Genomic DNA, 15,836 nt, shown 5'->3' with positions numbered 1-15,836 from the left:
CACCCTTCGGGGCCCGCCCGTTCGTGGTCAGACCCGGGTGGGTTCAGTGCTCGGTGCGGGACTGTAGGCGTTCGTGGCGTTGGCGGGCGGCCTGGGCGGTACCCAGACCCAGCCCGTAGGCCAGTTCCTGCCAGGTCATTCCGCGCCCCTTGGCCATGGTGAGCAGGCCGACCTCCATCTGGTCGAACTCGGCGCGGGCCAGGGGCACCAGGGTCAGGGCGGCGGCCAGGTCGGCCTCGTCCACGGTCGGGGCGCCTTCGTCGGGTACGGCGCTGCCGGCTGCCAGGTCGCACACGCGTTGGATGGCCTCGTGGGCGAACATGGGCAGGCGGCGCTCCTGCCACAGGTCGCGCGCCGTTCCGGTGGCGTGGCGTTCGGTGATGCGGAAGAGGGCCTCGGGGGCGCGGGCGCGGCGGGCCCGTTCGGGGTCGGGTCGGCTGAAGGGGTGCTGTTCGGTGCTCATGGTCCAACCATGCGTTGACAAGAGAGTGTTGTCAACAGAATGTTCAAAATGGATTGTTCAAGCCCGGTTGCGCAGGGCACGGGCGGTGCGACCGCGCCAGAGCACCCCTTGGCGGGGTGAGAACAGGTAGGCCACGGTGAACAGGGCGGCCTGGGCGAGCACGATGCACCCGCCGGTGGACACGTTCAGGTGGAAGCTGGTGAAGACCCCGCTCACCGAGGCCGTGACCGAGACCGCCATGGCGATGAGCAGCATCCGCTCGAAGCGGTCGGTGAGCAGGTAGGCGGTGGCGCCGGGGATGATCACCATGGCCACGACCAAAACGATGCCCACCGCCTGTAGCGCCACCACCACGGTCACCGCCAACAGGCCCAGCAGCAGGGTCTCCAGCAGGCGCGGGTTGACGCCGATGGCGTGGGCGTGGACCGGATCGAAGGCGTACATGGTCAGGTCGCGGTGCTTGTACCAGACCACCGCCAGTACCACCGCGGCCAGGACCAGCACCTGGAGGATGTCGGTGTCGGAGACCCCCAGGACGTTACCGAAGAGGATGTGGCTCAGATCGGTCTGACTGGGCACCCGGGAGACCAGGACCAGTCCCAGGGCGAACAGGGCGGTGAAGACCACCCCGATGACGGCGTCCTCCTTGACCCGGGAGGTGCGGTTGACCACCCCGATCAACGCCACCGAACCCGCGCCGAAGACCAGGGCCCCCAGGGCGAAGGGCAGCCCCAACATGTAGGAGAGCACCACCCCGGGCAGGACGGCGTGGGAGACCGCGTCGCCCATCAGGGACCAGCCCACCAGGGTCATCCAGCACGAGAGGACGGCGCACACCAGCCCGGCGACCACGCTGACCAGCAGGGCGCGTTGGACGAACTCGAACTGCATCGGCACCGTGAACCATTCCACGAGCGCGGTCACCGTGTCCATGTGGCCCCTTTCGAGGTCGGGACGCCGAACGCTTCCAGCAGCACGTCCGGTTCGAGTACCTGTTCGGGTGGGCCGTGGGCGATGACCCGGCCCTGTAACAGGAGTGCCTCGTCGCACAGCGCGGGCACCTGGGACAGGTCGTGGGTGGACACCAGCAGGGTGTGCCCGGCTCGGCGCAGTTGGAGGAGCAGGTCGGTGATGGTGGCCTCGGAGCGTTTGTCCACTCCGGCGAAGGGCTCGTCCAACAGCAGCACGTCGGCGCCTTGGGCGATGGCGCGGGCGACGAAGGCGCGTTTGCGTTGGCCGCCGGAGAGCGCGCCGATCTGGCGGTCGGCCAGATCGGTCAGGTCGGTGCGGGCCAGGGCGTGCTCGACGGCCTCACGGTCGTCGGGGCGCGGTCGGCGTCGGTGTCCCATGTGGCCGTAGCGGCCCATCATGACCACGTCGCGGACGCGGACGGGGAAGGCCCAGTCGACCTGTTCGGATTGGGGGACGTAGCCGAGCAGTCCTTTGCGGCGGGCGGCGGCGCTCTTCATGCCGAGGACGCGCACGCGGCCGCGGTCGGGTGTGGCCAGGCCGAGCACGGTCTTGAACAGGGTGGATTTTCCCGATCCGTTCATGCCGAGCAGGCCGCAGACCCGCCCTGGTCGCACGGACACGCTCACGTCGTCCAGGGCCAGGACCTCGCCGTAGCGGACGGTGGCGCCTTGGACTTCGATGGCGGCGCTCACGGTCTCCTCCTTGCCTTGTGCGGGTGGGCGGCTCATGTGGTGGTCAGTCCCTCGACGATGGCCTCGGCGTCGTGGCGCAGCAGGTCCAGGTAGGTGGGGACGGGGCCGTCGGCCTCCGAGAGTGAGTCGACGTAGAGGGTCTGTCCCATCCGTGCTCCGGTCTCGCGGATCACCGACTGTTGGGCGCCGTCGTTGACGGTGCTCTCGCAGAAGACGGTGGGAACGTCGTTGTCTTGGACGAAGTCGGCCACGGCGGCGATCTGTTGGGGGGTGCCTTCGCGTTCGGCGTTGACCGGCCACAGGTATCGCTCGGTCAGGTCGGCGTCGCGGGCCAGGTAGGAGAAGGCGCCCTCGCAGGTGACCAGGGCGCGGGCGTTGTCGGGGACCTCGGCCAGTTCGGTGTCCAGGTAGGTGGAGACCTCGCCGATCTCGTCCTTGTAGTCCTGGGCGGCTCGGGCGTAGTCGTCGGCGCCCTCGGGGTCGAGTTCGGTCAGTGCGGTCTGGATGTTGTCGACGTAGGTCAGGGCGTTGGTGGGTGACATCCAGGCGTGGGGGTTGGGTTGGCCCTGGTGGTCGCCGGAGGAGATGGGGATGGTCTCGACGTCTTGGGTGAGTAGGGCGGTGGGGGCTTCGACGCGTTCGGTGAACCGGGCGAACCAGGCTTCCAGTCCCAGGCCGTTCTCCAGGATGAGGTCGGCGTCCTGGCCGCGGACGAGGTCGTCGGGGGTGGGTTCGTAGCCGTGGATCTCGGCGCCGGGGCGGGTCAGGGAGGCCACGCGTACACGGTCGGCGGCGATGTTCTCGGTCATGTCGGCCAGAACGGTGAAGGTGGTCAGGACCAGGGGGCGGCCGTCGTCGTCGGAGGCCTGTCCGGTGGAGGAGGTACAGGCGGTCAGGCTGAGAGCGGGGACCAGGGCGCAAACCGTGACCAACCAGGTCTTTGAAGACAACCCATCTCTAATGTTTGGCACGCCTAACTTTTACCACAGTCGAGACGAACCCACACATGCCACTGTCGACTTCTCGGTGTGGGATACGGCCGTTTCGCGCCCCTCGGATGAGTTGCAGGGAGTGCAGTCATTGCAGTAATTACTGCAATGACTGTACGGTGAAGGCATGAGTGAACCCACCGAAGCCGAACTCGCCTTCGTCGACGACCTCGCGGTCTTCTTCGAACGCGAAGGCATGCCGCTGATCGCCGGACGCGTCATCGGCTGGTTGCTGGTCTGTGACCCGCCCGAACAGAGCGCGGCCCGTCTGGCCGAGGTGCTCCAGGTCAGCCGTAGCTCCATCGGCAGCGCCACCAGGATGCTCACCCCCAGCGGGCTCGTGGAGGGGGTGCGCAAACGCGGCCACCGCCAGGAGTACTTCCGTATCGCCGCCGACGGCTGGAGCCGCATGCTCCAACGCCGCTACGCGCAGACCACGGACTTTCGTCGCGTCACCGAACGCGGACTGGCCGCACTGGAGGACGCCCCACCGCAGCGACGCGAGCGTCTGGAGAACGTGCACGAGCTCTACGGGTTCCTGGAGACCGAACTACCCGCCCTGCTCGACCGTTGGCGGGACCGACAGCGAAAGGACACCTCGTGAGCGAGAGCGGCCCGAAGACCCATGACTTCCACCGCGACCACGTCGACATGCCCGAGGGGCGCCTGAGCGTCATCACCCGGGGCCCCGCGCACGCCCCACCGGTGCTGTTGCTGAGCGGGGGCGGGGCCGACAGTGCCACCCTGAGCTGGCGCCACCTCATCCCCGACCTGGCCCGCGACCACCGGGTCATCGCCCCCGACTGGCCCAAGCAGGGACACAGTCGTGACTGGAAGGGGATCGCCCACCACGCCGCCCTGCGTCGCTGCGTCACGGCGGTCCTGGACCACTACGACGTGGATCGGGCCGGGGTGGTGGGCATGTCCCAGGGTGGGGCGATGACCCTGGACACCGCCATCGAACACCCCGAGCGGGTGGAACGCATCGTGGCCATCAACCCGGGCGGTGTGCTCTCCTTCGCCCCCGGATACCACCAACTCCTGTGGCTCACCGCCAAGAGCCGCCTGCTCAACACCACGCTGCCCGGCTTGATGGTCGGTGACCGGCACAAGGTGGGGCTCTTCGTCCGCAAGACGCTGTTCGCCGGCCCCGCACCCGACCAGGAACAGGTCATCGACGAGGTCATGGCCGAGATCGAGGCCAACGGGGCCGGTTCCTCGGACTGGCAGAACACCTCCATCGGCCCCTGGCGCATGAACGTGGACCTGCGGCCACGCCTGGGCGAGATCTGCTGTCCCGCCCTGTTCATCGCCGGTGAGAAGGACATCGGCGTCAAGCCCGCCACCACCATCGCCGCCGCCCGCGCGGTCCCCGGAGCCCGCGTCGAACTGCTCGCCGGTCAGGGGCACTGGGCCAACCGCCAGTCCCCCGAACGGGTCGGGCGCCTGGTGCGCGACTTCCTCACCGAAACCGAACCCGGTTCGTGAGGCCTGGAACGCACGGCGGGTCGGAGGCTCATGGGATCGTTGGGCAAGGCAGGGCCGGTAATCCGTAAACTGGACTTCCCCACCGCGCCGCGCCCCCGCGCGCCCCCTTCCCTTCCCCTTGGGCCCCACGCCCCACAACCCCCGTCAGGAGTAATCCGGTGGCCGATTCCCAACGCACACTGCACGAACGCTACGAATTGCGTGCAGAGGTCGGCCGGGGCGGCATGGGGCGGGTGTGGAAGGCTCACGACACACGGCTCAACCGCACCGTGGCGGTCAAGGAGATCCTCCTGGGCCCCGGGCTGGACGAGGACGACCGCACCCGCATGGCCGCCAGGGCCCGCCGTGAGGCCCAGGCCACCGCCATGGGCCGGCACCCCAACATCGTGACCGTCCACGACATCATCGAGGACGACGGCCGCCCCTGGATCGTCATGGAGTTCCTGGAAGGGGAATCCCTGCACCGGATCGTGCGCGATCAGGGCCCGCTGGAGCCCGAGCGCGCCGCCGCCTGGGGATTGTCCCTGCTCGACGCGTTGGGCACGGCCCACGCCCAGGGCATCACCCACCGCGACGTCAAACCCGAGAACGTCATGGTCGCCGACTCGGGCCGGGTGGTCCTGACCGACTTCGGCATCGCCACCATCGCCGATACCGCCGCGGTCACCCAGACCGCCGGGGTGATGGGCTCACCGGCCTACCTGGCCCCCGAACGCCTGGCCTCGTCCCCGGCCAGCCCCGCCGGTGACCTGTGGTCGTTGGGCGCCACCCTCTACCAGGCCGCCACCGGCCTCTCCCCCTTCCAACGCGAGGGCATCCCGGCCACCCTGCACGCGGTGCTCAACGCCGAACCTCCCGACGTCCTGCCCGGCCCACTGGGAGGGGCGATCCAGGGAATGCTGGTCAAGGACCCCGCCCGACGCCTGGACGAGGCCGGCTGCCGGACCCTACTGGAGGCCGCGGCACGCGGGGACGCACACGGTGGCGACAACGGACCACGACCCGCCACCGGCCCCCGTACCGGCACGGCCGCGCTCGGCGCGGACACACCCCCCACCACCATGATCGCCCCGGGCACCCCGCCCACGGGCACCAGACCACCACACCCCTATGGGCCGCCACCGCAGCAGATGGGGCACCAACAGGTGGCCCCGCACCTTTCGATCCCCACCACCCAGATGAACGGCGCGGGCACCATGCCCGTGACCCCACAGAGCCCACGTCGCCTGTCCTGGCCGGTGGTCGTGCTCACCCTGGGGCTGGCCTCCCTGGTGGTGGCCGCCTCCCTGATCGTGTTCAACCCCTGGAGCGCTGAGGAGGGTGTGGTGTCGGCCGGCACCGGCGCCTCCGAGGAGGAGTCCGACGAGGAACCCACCGAGGCCGAGGAACCCCAGGCCTCGCCCTCCACCCCCGTGGTGGAGACCGACGCAGAAGGCGACCCCACCGCCACGGGCATGACCTGGACCCAGGACCCCGAGGGCTTCTCGATGCTCGTTCCCGACGGATGGGTCCGCCGGACCGAGGGCGACAGCGTCTTCTACGACTCCCACACCGACAACTCCTACCTGCAGGTGGACCGCACCCCCCATCCCACCGACGACCAGCACCAACACGTACTGGACCAGGAGCAGGTCTCCGGCGGCGCCGAACGCTTCCCCGGTTACGAGCGGGTCCGGGTGGAGGACGTCACCGAGGCCACCGACTTCCACTCGGCCGCCGACTGGGAGTTCACCTGGTCTCAGAACGGAGTGCCCCGGCACCTGCTGGCCCGCAACATCACGGTGACCAACGGTGACTACTACACGGTGCTGTTCGCCGCCGAGGAGAGCCGCTGGACCCGGCAGGGCGACCTGCGCGAGAACGCCATCACCTCCTTCGACCCGTCGTGACCACGGCGGTGGGCACGCGGCGGTACCCTCGATGCGTTCGTCCCTGAGCGCAGAAGGAGGGACCAGGGTGACCCACACCTGGACCGCGATCGACTTCGAGACCGCCAACGCCGACCGCGGCAGCGTCTGCGCGGTGGGTCTGGTGCGCGTCGACCAAGGCCGGGTCGTGGACCGCTACAGCACCCTGATCCGCCCACCGGAGCAGGTCTCGTTCTTCTCCCGGCACAACACCGCGGTGCACGGCATCACCGCCGCCGACGTGGTCGGTGCGCCCACCTGGCACGGCGTGCGCGACCGGATCCTGGAGTTCGCCCAGGGCGGGGCACTGGTGGCGCACAACGCCGCCTTCGACATGGGTGCGCTGCGTCAGGCCTGTGCCCACACCGGCCAAGAGCTGCCCGCCCTGGACTACGCCTGCACCCTGGCCCTGTCCCGACGCACCTGGGAATTGCCGGACCACCGTCTGCCCACGGTGTGCGCGCACATCGGCCACCGGATCACCCAGCACCACCGGGCCGACGCCGACGCCGAGGCGGCCGCCCACATCATGATCGCCGCCATGCGCGACTACGGCACCACCTCACTGCCCGAACTGGCGCGGGCCTCTCGGATGCCATTGCGCCGGGCCGAGGCGGTCGCCGCCACCATGTTGCCCGCACCCATCGCGCCGGCGACGGTACGGGCGGCGGCCACCGAGGACAGGTTCGGTCGTTGGCAGCGGGCCGCGCAGTCCCCGCTGCCCGAGCCCTCCCCCGACGCCGACCCGGCCGGCCCGATGTTCGGTCGTACGGTGTGCGTGTCCGGTGACCTGAACGGCATGGACAAGCCCGAGGTTTGGAAGCGCATCGCCGAGGCCGGCGGACACCCCGCCAAGAACGTCACCAAGAAGACCGACGTGCTGGTGGTCGGCGACAGCGACCATGGAGGCAAGACCTCCAAGCACCGTCAGGCGGAGACCTACATCGCCAAGGGCCAGCGCATCGACATCATCACCGGCTCGGAGCTGATGGTCCGCCTGGGCATGGCCTCGGCCTGAGAGGGACCGGGCGAGGCCGGCACGCCTGCTCGAAGCGCACATCGCAAGTGCTCCCGACCAGGGACGCCTTGTCGTGGTCGAAGCAGTGGTTCCAGGAAACGGTCACGAAGTCCCACTCGCGCTCGACGTCCACGGCGCCGTCGTAGCCGCCGGTGAAGCTGTCGTGGTCGTTCCCCACGTTGGTGCCGCCCTCCTGGACGGTGACGACGTCGCCACCCTCACCGCCGGTGCTGCCGCCGTTCTCTGCGACCCGAGAGGCCTGCCGGGCGGCGTTGCCGGCCGGCAGGATCGTGCGGACGGGGCCCGGGGTTCGTCGGTCACGGGGATCGCATGACGGATTTCCTTCGGAATCGGGAGGCGGGAAGCGCGGGACGCCCCTGAACGGAAACGCTGTGCGGTCGGTGGCGTCTTGGGAATGGGCCCGTGCACCGGACGGGAATGTGGCCCGCGTTCGTGCAAACGCTTTCCGTGCGCAAGAAGCTGTGATCCGGTTGCATCCCAGTCAGTACCGGTAACGCGAAAGGTTCGCCCACGACCGCTCTTTCCTCGCGTAGCGGCAGTTCGAAGCGGGTCCTTTCGGATGATCTTTCCGTGCGGCCCGCACGTTCGGGTGTTCGCACAGGGCCGATCACGCTCAGAGACCCTTGGCAAGCGTTTGCTCGTCGATATGGCCCGGTCCGCCCTGCTGTGGTGCCGCCAGCCGAGTGGCGTAAGGGGTGTGTCCCGGCCGCTCGTACGGTCGTCCGCAGACGGATCGGCGGATCCTCCCTCGCTCGAGGTGGGTCTGGTGTGATCGTCGTGTTTGCCGTACGCTTTGGAAAGCGCTTTCAAAGAGAGGTGGTAACAACCCATGGCAGAGCACGTGCTGGGCATCGCGATGAACGGCGTCACCGGCCGAATGGGCTATCGGCAGCACCTGACCCGGTCGATCCTGGCGATCCGTGACGCCGGTGGCCTGGAGTTGCCCGACGGCACCCGAGTCATCCCCGAACCGGTGCTGGTGGGGCGTTCCGAGCACAAGCTGCGCGAGATCGCCCGTCGACACGACATCGAACGCTGGTCCACCGACCTGGACACGGTGCTGGACGACGACAGCATCTCGATCTACTTCGACGCCCAGATCACCCACGCACGCGAGGCGGCGGTGCGTTCGGCCATCGCCGCGGGCAAGCACATCTACGTCGAAAAGCCCACCGCCGACACCCTGGAGTCCTCCCTGGAGCTGGCCAAACTCGCCGAGCAGGCGGGGGTGCGCAACGGTGTGGTCCAGGACAAGCTCTTCCTGCCCGGTCTGCTCAAACTCCGCAGACTCGTGGACAGCGGTTTCTTTGGAAAGATCCTTTCCATCCGAGGCGAGTTCGGTTACTGGGTCTTCGAGGGCGACTGGCAGCCCGGACAGCGGCCCAGTTGGAACTACCGGGCCGAGGATGGCGGCGGCATCGTGCTGGACATGTTCCCGCACTGGCACTACGTCCTGGAGCACCTGTTCTCCCCGGTACGCACCGTCACCGCCCGCACCGCCACCCACATCCCCCATCGCTGGGACGAGCAGGGGCGGGCCTACGGGGCCACCGCCGACGACGCCGCCTACGGCATCTTCGAACTCACCGACGGCACCATCGCCCAGATCAACTCCTCATGGAGTGTGCGGGTGGACCGCGACGAGCTGGTGGAGTTCCAGGTGGACGGCACCCACGGCAGCGCCGTGGCCGGCCTGCGCCACTGCCGTATCCAGCACCGTTCCACCACCCCCAAGGCGACCTGGGACCCCGACACCGCCGACGCCGGGGGCTACCGCGACCAGTGGGAACAGGTTCCCGACAACACCGAGTTCCCCAACGGTTTCCGGGCCCAGTGGGAGGCCTTCCTGGCGCACGTGGTGCTGGGCACCGACTTCCCCCACGACCTGCTCTCCGGGGCGCGCGGCATCCAGATGGCCGAGGCGGGGCTGGACTCCGCTCGCACCGGACGCACCGTGGAACTGAGTGAGGTGACGACCCGATGAGCGACCTGATGCTGCCCTCCCCCGAAGGCGGCACCACACCCTTCTCCCCCACCGGACCCCGCGCCGAGACCGCTCCCCTGTCCCCCGCACGCACCCGTGTGGCCTACGCCGCCGCCCACGTGGTCGCCGACCCCACCGCCGTCAACGCGCCGGGGGAAGCGGCCCGCCTGGACTGGGACGCCACCCTGGCCTTCCGGCACCACCTGTGGGACCAGGGGCTGGGCGTGGCCGACGCGATGGACACCGCCCAGCGCGGCATGGGGTTGGACTGGCCCGCCACCGCCGAACTGATCCGCCGTTCGGGCGCCGAGGCCGCCGGTCGTGGTGCCGCCCTGGCCTGTGGGGTGGGCACCGACCAGCTGGGGTCTTCGCAGCAGTCTTTGGAAAGCGTTGTCCAGGCGTATGGCGAACAACTCGACACCGTCCAGGGCGCCGGGGCCGCTCCGGTGCTGATGGCCTCGCGTGCGCTGGCCGCCGCGGCCCAGGGCCCCGACGACTACACCAAGGTCTACGCCTCACTGTTGGAGCGGGCCGAGCGTCCGGTGATCCTGCACTGGCTCGGTGAGGCCTTCGACCCGGCCCTGGCCGGCTACTGGGGGTACCGCGACCCGGCCGAGGCGATCGAACCGGTGGCCGAGCTGATCTCCGATCACGCCGCGAGCGTGGAGGGCATCAAGGTGTCCCTGCTCGACGCCGACCTGGAGGTGCGTCTGCGTCGACTGCTCCCCGAAGGGGTGCGCTTGTACACCGGCGACGACTTCCACTATCCCGAGCTGATCCAAGGTGATGAGTACGGCCACTCCGACGCCCTGCTGGGCGTCTTCGCCGCCATCGCCCCGGTGGCCGGTCGTGCCCTTGCGGCGCTGGACGACGGCGACACGGCTCGCTACCGCGAGCTTATGGACGCCACCGTGCCCTTGGCCCGGCACCTGTTCTCCGCTCCCACCTTCTACTACAAGACCGGGATCACCTTCCTGGCCTGGCTCAACGGCCACCAGAAGGGCTTTCACATGGTGGGTGGGCTGCACAGCGCGCGTTCGTTGCCCCACCTGGCGCAGATCCTGCGCCTGGCGGATCGGGCCGGGGCGCTCAGCGACCCCGACCTGGCGATGGAGCGCATGGGCCGGTTGCTGCGTGTTTCGGGGGTGGAGCGATGACCATCGTCCCTCAGGTCACCGACGTGGACGTGCCTTCCGGGAGCAAGGCCACGGTGCCCACCCCGGTCCCGGGCGACGCGGTCCTGTCGCGGCTCTCCCTCAATCAGGCCACCACCAAGTACTGGAGTCTGCGGCAGGCGGTGGAGGGCTGCCTGCGCGCGGGCGTGCCCGCTATCGGTCCCTGGCGCGAACAGGTCGCCGAGGCCGGGCTCGCGGTGTCGGCTCGTCTGCTGCGCGACTCGGGTCTGCGGGTGTCCACCTACTGTCGGGGCGGGTTCCTCACCGGCCCCGACCCCGCGGCGGCACTGGACGACAACCGCCGAGCACTGGACGAGGCCGCCGAGCTGGGTGCCCCCGTCCTGGTCATGGTGGTGGGAGGCCTCCCCGAAGGCGACCGCGACCTGGTCGGCGCCCGGGAGCGGGTGGCCGAGGCCCTACAGGTGTTGGCGCCCTACGCGGCCGAACGCGGTGTGCGGTTGGGGTTGGAGCCCTTGCATCCGATGTTCTGTGCCGATCGTGCGGTGTTGTCCACCCTGGGCCAGGCCCTGGAGTGGGCCGAACCCTTCCCCGCGGAGCAGGTGGGCGTGGTGGTGGACACCTACCACGTGTGGTGGGACCCGACGGTGTACGAGCACATCGCCTGGGCGGGTCCGCGTGGACGCATCGCCTCCTTCCAGGTGTGCGACTGGGTCCTTCCCCTGCCCGCCGACCCGCTGTTGGGTCGGGGCATGGTCGGCGACGGCCACATCGATGTTCGTTCCCTGTACCGGGCGGTGCGGGCCGCCGGTTATGAGGGCGACGTCGAGTGGGAGGTCTTCAACGCCGATGTGTGGGCCGCCGACGGTGACGACGTCATCGCGACCATGGCCCGCCGCCACGTTCAGCACGTCCTGTGAACCACATCCGACCCCGCCGCCAGGGGCGGCGCCCTCGTGACAAGGAGCAAAGCACATGAACTTCGACGGGATCCTGTTCTTTCCCCTCACACCCTTCGACGACGCCGGAGCGGTGAACCAGGAGGTGCTCGCCGAGCACGTGGCCTCGGGGGTGGCCCATGGGGCCGGTGGGGTCTTCACCGCATGTGGCACCGGTGAGATCCACGCCCTGTCCGCGGCCGAGCACGCCGCGGTGGTGCGTCGTACGGTTCAGGTGGTCGACGGTGCCGTGCCGGTGGTGGCCGGTGCCGGTGGCAGCGTGGGCACCGCCATCGAGCAGGCGCGGACCGCCTTGGAGTCGGGCGCGGACGCCATCTTGTTGTTGCCGCCCTACCTGGTCTCGGCGCCCCAGCGGGGTCTGGTGGAGTACGTCAGGGCGGTGTCGGATGCGGTGGAGATCCCCATCATCGTCTATCAGCGCGGCTCCATGGTGTTCTCCCCCGACTCGGCGGCGGAGTTGGCGGCCATTCCACGGGTGGTGGGCATCAAGGACGGTGTGGGTGATCTGGGGAACATGCACCAGGTCGTGTTGGCGGTGCGCGCGGTGCGCGGTGCGGACTTCACCTTCTTCAACGGGTTGCCGACCGCGGAGCTGACCGTGGCGGCCTACTCCGGGGTGGGTGTTCCGTTGTACTCCTCGGCGGCCTTCGCGTTCGTCCCGGAGGTGGCCGACGCCTTCTACAAGGCCTTCCATTCCGCCGACCCGCTCGCTGGGCGTTTGGTGAGCGAGTTCTACGACCCGCTGGTGCGGCTGCGTGACCGTTCCCCGGGGTACGCGGTGTCGTTGGTCAAGGCCGGGGCCCGGCTGCGCGGGGTGCGGGCGGGTGCGGTGCGCGCTCCCTTCGTCGATCTGACCTCGGCGGAGGAGGCCGAGCTGTCGGCGTTGATCCAGACGGGTCTGTCCTTGATCGGGAAGGGCTGAGCGAGTGCGTGTCACCGAGGTGGCGGCTCGCGCGTTCCGTTTGCCGTTGCGGCGGGCCTGGGACGGCGGTGTGGATCACAACGACATCGTGGTGGTGCAGGTCGCCACCGACGCCGGGGTGGTGGGCACCGGGTTCTCTTGGACCCCGTTGATCGGGGCGGGGGCGGTGGTGTCCTTGGTCAACACCGACCTGGCGCCGGTGGTGGTGGGCGGGCTCGCCCACCCGAGCCGGTGGGAGGAGTTGCGATGGCATCTGCGCGAGGCGGGTACCACCGGGTTGACCCTGATGGCCCTGGCCGGGGTGGACATCGCCCTGTGGGATGTTCAGGCCAAGGTGGCAGGGATGTCGCTGGTGGACCTGATCGGTCGGCGTCGCGATAGGGTCGCCGCCTATGGCAGCGGGGTCAATCTCGACTACGACTCCGCCGACCTGCTAGAACAGGTGGGTTCCTGGGTCGGGTCCGGGCATCGGGCCGCCAAGATCAAGGTGGGGTCGGCCGAGGTGACGCGCGATGTCGAGCGGGTCGCCGCGGTGCGCGGCGTGTTGGGCCCGGAGCGGACGCTGATGGTGGACGCCAATCAGCGTTGGGACGTGCCCACGGCCGTGCGGGCCCTGGATCGGTTGGTCGAACACGATCCGCTCTTCGTGGAGGAGCCGTTGCCGGCCCGGGATCTGGCCGCGCATGAACGCCTGCGGGCGCGTACCGCGGTGCCCTTCGCCCTGGGTGAGAACCTGCGCGAGGTCGAGGAGTTCGACCGGTTCGTCGAGGCGGGGGTGTGCGATGTGGCCCAGCCCAATGTGGTGCGGGTCGGTGGCATCACCCCGTTCCTGCGGGTGGCCGAGTCGATGGCGCGGCGTGGTGTGCCGGTGGCGCCGCACCTGTTGCCGGAGTTGTCGGGGCAGTTGGCGTTGTGCGTGCCCCGGGTGGCGATGGTCGAGGACATCGACCACGCCTCGTTCGAGGCGTTGGGGGCTTTGGCCGCCCCCAGCGGGGTGCGGATCGGTGAGGGGTGGCTGAGCGCTGAGACCGGCCTTGGTCACGGTCTGTCCTTCGCCCGGGATCTGTCCCCACTCCCCTAGCACGGGACGCGTCCTCTGGCACGGGACGCGAACGGGGGTGGTGGAGCGGAATCGCTCCACCACCCCCGCTGGGGATTCACAGGGCGGGGCGCTGCGTGCTCTCGCGCATGAGGACCTCGCCTTGGACGTTGACGGTGCGGTCCTGGCCTTCGTGGTCGGTCTCCAGTGCCATCTGCGCGGCGCGTTCGCCCATCTGTTCCAGGGGTAGGCGCACGGTGGTCAGGGCGGGGGTGAGGTCGCGCAGGGTGGGGATGTCGTCGAACCCGGCCACGGACAGTTCCTGGGGTACGCGGATGCCCGAATCGCGCAGGGCGGCCATGGCGCCGGTGGCCATGACGTCGTTGACCGCGAACAGGCAGGTGGCGTCGGTGCCCAGGCGCATCAGGCGTCGGGTGGACTCGAATCCGCCATCGCGGGTGAAGTCGCCGTGCACGATGTTGTGGTGTTCCAGCTCGATGCCGGCGGCGGAGAGCGCGGAGTGGAAGCCGTCCAGTCGCTCGCGTGCGGTGCTCAGGTTGGTGGGGCCGGCCAGGATGGCGAAGCGTCGATGTCCCAGGGCGATGAGGTGGCGGGCCAGTTCCGCGGCTCCGGTGTGGTTGTCGGGGTTGACGGTGTCGGCGGGCAGCCCGGGTTGGGACACGCACGCCACGCGTCCGCCCTGTTGTTGGAAGGCTTCGATCTCGCGGATCAGTCGGGTGTTGCTCTCCTCGTCGGTGGAGCGCGAACCGACCAGGACGATGGCCTTGGCGCGGTGGGCGCGCAGGGTCGCCAGGAGGGTGCTCTCCTTCTGGGTGGATCGGTGGGTGGTGCCCAGGACGGTGACCAGTCCCTGTTCCTCGGTGTGGCGGGTGACCCCGCGTGCGATGGAGGAGAAGTAGGGGTCGGCGATGTCGTGGACGAGCAGGCCGACCAGGGAACTGCTGTTGCGGGCCAGGGTCTGGGCGGAGGCGTTGGCCAGGTAGCCCAGTTCCTCGGCGCTGGCGTTGACCTTCTCGCGCAGGCGTTCGCTGACCTGGCGGGTGCTGCCGTTGATGACTCGGGAGGCGGTGGCCAGCGACACCCCCGCGTGTTGTGCCACCTGTTCCAGCGTCACATACGACGAACTCACGCCCCTGCCCTTTCTGCCATGACTTGTGGGAAAACTCTTTCCCAGGTTAGTGGAAGAATGGGGGTGACCGTCGTCGTAGGGGGAAGGTGGTTGGGCGCGCACCTAGCCGACCCGCCCTTCGCTCAGTTGTGTGCGCCAGGTTCGGGTGGGATTCCAGCCCAGTTCGGTGCGGGCCCGCCGGTTGGAGAAGACCGCGCGACCATCGGTCAGGGCGGCGCTGTGCGGTGCGGTGGTCGGGTGCAGACGGGCCATGAGCTCGTCGACGGGGCCGGGTGCCAGGGGGTCGTCGGCCACGGCGTTGTAGACCTGGCCGTGACGGACCCGTTCGGGGTGTTCGATGACCAGGGAGAACAGTTCGGCGGCGTCGCGGGCGTCGACGTAGTTGAACAGGGATCCGGCGGCCAGGGCGGGGTCGGCCAGGCGCTCGGCCATGGTGTGTCCCTGTTGGGTGAGGGCACCGGCCCATTCCTCGGGGGCCACCACGTAGCCGGGCCGCAGCGCGGAGAGCACGCAGGTGTCGGTGGTGCGGGCCAGGGCCCGGACGGTCTGTTCGATGATCTGCTTGCTCAGCCCGTAGGCGTGCCAGGGCTCGACGGGGTGGTCCTCGTCCAGGGGCAGGTAGCGCGGGGTCCAGGTGGGTGTGTTGTAGCCGTAGACGGTGGGGCTGGAGGCGGCCACCGCCGAGTGGGCACCGTGTTCCATGGCCGCGGTCAGCACGGCCCAGGCCAGACCGGTGTTGACCTGCAGGGTTCGTACGTCGGGGTGGGCGAAGGGGACGGCGATCCCGGCCAGGTGGATCACGGCCTGGGGCGCGGTGCGGGTGAAGGCGTCCTCGCGCGCGGTGGCGTCGAGCAGGTCGGCGGTGATCGCGTCGACCCCCTGCGGTGGGGTGGCCGGGGTGGTGTCGACCGAGGTGACCTGGTGTCCGCGTTCGGCCAGGGTCGACAGCACGCTACGGCCGAGCCTTCCCGAACCTCCGGTGACGAGCACGCGCATGGCGGGGTTTCCTTTCCGGGCCCCGAGCGGATTCGGGGCGTGTTGAGAACGGGAGCGGGGCCACGCCGCAGAGGGGACGGCGCGGCCCCTGGTGGGTCGGGTC

At 69.6% G+C, this 15,836-nt stretch carries 15 protein-coding genes; 9 read left to right on the top strand and 6 right to left on the bottom strand.

Translation table 11 applies throughout. The features are described from left to right. Positions 1-43: 43 nt before the first annotated feature. The 4 genes from NLI01S_RS03075 to NLI01S_RS03060 are packed head-to-tail and all read right to left on the bottom strand — an operon-like array spanning position 44 to position 3,098. Complete coding sequence (locus tag NLI01S_RS03075; RefSeq protein WP_067598758.1) at positions 44-463, bottom strand: DNA-binding protein; 420 nt, start codon at positions 461-463, stop codon at positions 44-46. A 57-nt stretch (positions 464-520) separates the two neighbouring features. Continuing rightward, positions 521-1,396: a metal ABC transporter permease gene (locus tag NLI01S_RS03070; RefSeq protein ID WP_067598755.1), complete on the bottom strand. Its 876-nt coding sequence runs from the start codon at positions 1,394-1,396 to the stop codon at positions 521-523. Further along, the gene (locus tag NLI01S_RS03065) at positions 1,384-2,127 is read right to left on the bottom strand and encodes a metal ABC transporter ATP-binding protein (RefSeq protein WP_067598752.1); all 744 of its coding nucleotides are present in this window, start codon (positions 2,125-2,127) and stop codon (positions 1,384-1,386) included. Before NLI01S_RS03065 ends, NLI01S_RS03070 begins: the two co-directional genes overlap by 13 nt. A gap of 32 nt (positions 2,128-2,159) precedes the next feature. Next, a complete protein-coding gene (locus NLI01S_RS03060) occupies positions 2,160-3,098 on the bottom strand; it encodes a metal ABC transporter substrate-binding protein (protein WP_067598748.1) in 939 nt (312 codons plus the stop codon). A gap of 145 nt (positions 3,099-3,243) precedes the next feature. Here NLI01S_RS03060 and NLI01S_RS03055 point away from each other — a divergent pair, with 145 nt between their 5' ends. From NLI01S_RS03055 to NLI01S_RS03015, 9 genes are all read left to right on the top strand, one after another. After that, positions 3,244-3,720 (top strand): GbsR/MarR family transcriptional regulator, encoded by a 477-nt coding sequence (locus NLI01S_RS03055; RefSeq protein WP_067598745.1) that lies wholly within the window; start codon positions 3,244-3,246, stop codon positions 3,718-3,720. A gap of 47 nt (positions 3,721-3,767) precedes the next feature. Continuing rightward, on the top strand, positions 3,768-4,604 hold the full coding sequence (locus tag NLI01S_RS03050) for an alpha/beta fold hydrolase (RefSeq protein WP_190318342.1): 837 nt from the start codon (positions 3,768-3,770) through the stop codon (positions 4,602-4,604). A 158-nt stretch (positions 4,605-4,762) separates the two neighbouring features. Then, on the top strand, positions 4,763-6,493 hold the full coding sequence (locus tag NLI01S_RS03045) for a serine/threonine-protein kinase (RefSeq protein ID WP_067598739.1): 1,731 nt from the start codon (positions 4,763-4,765) through the stop codon (positions 6,491-6,493). Positions 6,494-6,560: 67 nt separating this feature from the next. Further along, a complete protein-coding gene (locus NLI01S_RS03040) occupies positions 6,561-7,529 on the top strand; it encodes an exonuclease domain-containing protein (RefSeq protein WP_067598733.1) in 969 nt (322 codons plus the stop codon). An 850-nt stretch (positions 7,530-8,379) separates the two neighbouring features. Beyond that, entirely contained in the window at positions 8,380-9,534 is a 1,155-nt protein-coding gene (locus NLI01S_RS03035) for a Gfo/Idh/MocA family protein (RefSeq protein WP_067598730.1), read from the top strand. Continuing rightward, entirely contained in the window at positions 9,531-10,691 is a 1,161-nt protein-coding gene (locus NLI01S_RS03030) for a dihydrodipicolinate synthase family protein (protein WP_067598727.1), read from the top strand. Before NLI01S_RS03035 ends, NLI01S_RS03030 begins: the two co-directional genes overlap by 4 nt. After that, positions 10,688-11,587, top strand: coding sequence for a sugar phosphate isomerase/epimerase family protein (locus NLI01S_RS03025; RefSeq protein ID WP_067598724.1), 900 nt, complete (start codon positions 10,688-10,690; stop codon positions 11,585-11,587). Before NLI01S_RS03030 ends, NLI01S_RS03025 begins: the two co-directional genes overlap by 4 nt. Before the next feature lie 55 nt (positions 11,588-11,642). Then, positions 11,643-12,548: a 5-dehydro-4-deoxyglucarate dehydratase gene (locus NLI01S_RS03020; RefSeq protein ID WP_067598721.1), complete on the top strand. Its 906-nt coding sequence runs from the start codon at positions 11,643-11,645 to the stop codon at positions 12,546-12,548. A gap of 4 nt (positions 12,549-12,552) precedes the next feature. Next, positions 12,553-13,629: a mandelate racemase/muconate lactonizing enzyme family protein gene (locus NLI01S_RS03015; protein ID WP_067598718.1), complete on the top strand. Its 1,077-nt coding sequence runs from the start codon at positions 12,553-12,555 to the stop codon at positions 13,627-13,629. Positions 13,630-13,705: 76 nt separating this feature from the next. Here the strand turns inward: NLI01S_RS03015 and NLI01S_RS03010 are convergent, their stop codons facing one another. Both NLI01S_RS03010 and NLI01S_RS03005 read right to left on the bottom strand, forming a co-directional pair. Next, on the bottom strand, positions 13,706-14,737 hold the full coding sequence (locus NLI01S_RS03010) for a LacI family DNA-binding transcriptional regulator (RefSeq protein WP_067598715.1): 1,032 nt from the start codon (positions 14,735-14,737) through the stop codon (positions 13,706-13,708). A 102-nt stretch (positions 14,738-14,839) separates the two neighbouring features. Next, a complete protein-coding gene (locus NLI01S_RS03005; protein ID WP_067598712.1) occupies positions 14,840-15,733 on the bottom strand; it encodes an NAD-dependent epimerase/dehydratase family protein in 894 nt (297 codons plus the stop codon). Positions 15,734-15,836: the final 103 nt, after the last annotated feature.

Source organism: Nocardiopsis listeri NBRC 13360 (genome assembly GCF_001570765.1).
In the GTDB taxonomy this organism is placed as follows: Bacteria; Actinomycetota; Actinomycetes; order Streptosporangiales; family Streptosporangiaceae; genus Nocardiopsis; species Nocardiopsis listeri.
Note: the sequence above shows the minus strand (reverse complement) of the source record. Positions and strands in the feature narration are given on the sequence as shown.